Source organism: Kitasatospora sp. NPDC024654 (genome assembly GCF_055559155.1).
Window position 1 is genome coordinate 1 of the sequence record NZ_JBVHLF010000219.1, and the last position, 3,010, is coordinate 3,010.

The 3,010-nt window shown below is 75.4% G+C and carries 2 protein-coding genes; both read left to right on the forward strand.

The features are described 5' to 3' along the window. On the forward strand, positions 1-678 hold a 678-nt coding region (locus ACZ38L_RS39055), incomplete at its 5' end, for a hypothetical protein (protein ID WP_465702839.1). A gap of 1,223 nt (positions 679-1,901) precedes the next feature. Continuing rightward, positions 1,902-2,741 (forward strand): hypothetical protein, encoded by an 840-nt coding sequence (locus ACZ38L_RS39060; protein ID WP_465702841.1) that lies wholly within the window; start codon positions 1,902-1,904, stop codon positions 2,739-2,741. The last annotated feature ends 269 nt before the right edge of the window (positions 2,742-3,010 follow it).

The window sequence follows — 3,010 nt, forward strand, 5'->3', positions numbered from 1 at the left end:
CGCCGCTGCGCGTGCACGATCCCGACCGTGCGGTTCGGCGAGCCGGACCGCCTGGACGACCTGAGCCTGACGTTCGGCGAGGACTGGCTGCTGGCCTCCTGGGACGACCCGCAGGCCGAGGACGTCCACCAGCTGCTCCACCAGGGCGAGCCGATCGGGTGGACCGCACCGCTGCCGGACGGCCCGTGGGGAGCGGCCGGGCACATCGCCGCCGAGTACCGGGACGAGCAGGCCGCCGTAATCCTGACCGACCGGGCCAGCGGGGCCCGCACCCACCGCACCGTCGGCGACGCCCTGGACGTCCTCCAGCACGCCCACACCAACCGGCTCCGCGCCCAGCGCGCGGTGGCCGACGTGCCGCACCTGGCCCTCAAGCGCCCCACCGGCTGGAGCACCCCTTCCGCCCGCGGCCTGGGCGCACCGAACCGCTCCCCGCTCGGCGACGGCCTCCTCCTGCTCACCTGGCCCGACCACCCGGGCGTCCAGGAACTCCAGCAGGCCGGCCACCCCGTCGGCTGGATCGAGGAGTACGACGTCCAGCGCGGCACCTGGACCGCCCTGATCGACAGCAGCCTCGTCGCCAACGCCGCCAGCGGCGAACCCCTGCGCTGCCCGGACACCGACACCGCCCTCGCCCTGCTGCGCCGCGCCCTCGGAGAACACCTCACCCGCTGGTAGACCCCGCACCGCGCGCCTCCCGCACCGCACCGCACCGCGCCCCACACCGCACCGCACCGCGCGCGGACCGCACGCGCGGGCCGCACCCGCACCACCGCACCGCACCGCGAAGGCCAGTACGGTAGCCGCGCCGCTACCGCACCGCACCATGCGGCCCGTGCCCGCACCGCGCGCCGGCCTGCGCGCGGTGGACAGTCCCAGCAGCGCGCGGCGCGCCTATGGACAGACTCTGCAGAGTCCGCCGCGCGTCACCGCGCCGCGCCGGTGCGGGCCGCATTCCCCCTGGACAGCGGCGCGTTTCTCCTGGACAAAGGGCCGCGCGGCGGCGGCCGCAGACCGCACCGTACCGACCGCACCGAGCGCACCGCACTGGCCGCGCGGACCGGGGCCGCACCGCGCCGCGCGTCCCGCACCGCACCGCACCGTGTCGGTGCGGTCGACGCGCGCCCGCACCGCACCCGGTCTCCTGGCCGCGCGGCGCACCGTGTCCCGCACCGCACCGCGTGACGCGGTGCGCCTGGCCGCGCGCGCCGGATCCTGGGCGCGTGCGGCCTGCTGACGGTCTGTGGTGTCGGTCACGGACATTCCGGGAGGACAAGGTGCCTGACTGGGGCAAATCGGGCGGGACAACACGCTGGTCAAGGGTTCGGACAAGGGGTGCGGTCAGGCCGCGGACAAGGGGGTGCCGTGCAGTGTCGGCCGCACCCGGGCGCTGGTCCGGGTGCCGGGCCAGCCACCGCGCCGGATCCGGCTTCCTGCCGACGGAAGGCCAGTCCGATGACCACCACCTCGCCCGCCGCGCCCGGCCCCGACGACGAGGACCAGGCCGCCGACCACCACCAGCCGGAGCAGGCGCAGGCCTCGCCCACCCAGGACAAGGGGCCCGGTACCGCCTCCACGGCCACCTCCGCCGGCACCTCCGTGCCCCCGGCAGCCTCTGAGCCTGTTTCCGCAGGCCAGCAGCCCCGGACAAGGGGCCGAAGCCGTGGCGACAACCCTCTTCCCCCTGCCGCTGAGACGCGGTGGAAGGCGGACTCGACGGAACCGGTCAGGAAGGGTGTCTTGGTGTCGCTTGCCCTGTTTCAGCGCGCCACCGCGAGGGAGCTTTGGCATCTGGTCCTCCCCGGACAACGGAACGACAAGGCGACCCGCGACGCCCTAGTCGACCTGGCGGCCGCCGGAAGGGCGCGCGAGGAGCTGCGCCTGCCGGACAACCGCAAGCTATGGACCCTGACCGGGGCCGGGCGCCGCGAAGCCGCCCGGCTGCTCCCGGCCGGGGCACCCTCGTGGAGAAGCTCGCCTCGTACCGGGCCTGGTGCGAGCTTCCGGCCAAGGGCACGGCGAAGGCGGCGTTCGAGGCCTCGCTGCGCCGCCCCTGGGGCCGCACGCACGACCTGCGGCTGTGGCCGACCGTCTACCCGCCGACCGGCCGCGAGGGGCTGCCGCCGGTCGCCCTGGTGCTGGAGGTCGGCCGCAAGCGCGACCGGCCCGGAGCCAAGCGGCTCACCCCGCAGCAGAAGGCGGAGAAGGCCAAGCGGGACCACGAGCGGCTGCTGAACCGCATGACTGCGGTCGAGGCCGCCTCCGAGGACACCTGGCACGCGCCCGTGTACGGCGGCGACGCCGTTCACGCCCGCAACTACCACCGTGCCCTGCCGGTCGTGGCCACCACCCTGCCGCTGCTGCGCCGCCACGGGGCCGGCGGACCGGTCTGGTGGCGGTTCGGCCGGGATGGCTGGCACACCCTGACCGAGGCGCTCGCCAACGTGGACGGCGACGAGCTGCTGGCCGTCGAGCAGGCTGCGGCCCAGCAGGCCCGCCAGGAACGGGAGGCGGCGGAGCGGGAACGGCGCCGTCCGGCCTGCCGTCGCTGCTCGGCGAAGTTCTCGGATGAGCGGTGGGAGGAGAAGGAACAGGGCTGGGGCGACGACGGGCTGTGCGCCGGCTGCCGCCAGGCCGAGGCCGACCAGCGGGCGCTGGAGGCCGCCGAGCGCGAGCGGGCCGCCGCCGAGGCCGCAGCCGCCGAGGCGAAGCGGCGCGGTGCATGGTGGCGCCGGTCCTGACCCGGCCTCACCCACCCGGCAGGTCGCTGACCTGCGGTGGGGAGTTTGGGCACCCCTGCTGACCTGCGGTGGGGAGTTTCGCCCCGGGCGGTGAGTTTCGCCCCGGGGCTGCCGGTGAGTTTGCCTGCCCGACCCGGTGAGTTTCGCCTCGGACCCGGTGAGTTTCGCATGTCGCCGCAGGTCATCCCTGAAGGGGTGGGGCTGGTCAAGTCCCGCGGGGGGTTGCTTTTCGGGTGGTTCCGGCCGGTTGAGGGCAAGCGTGAGCGAGG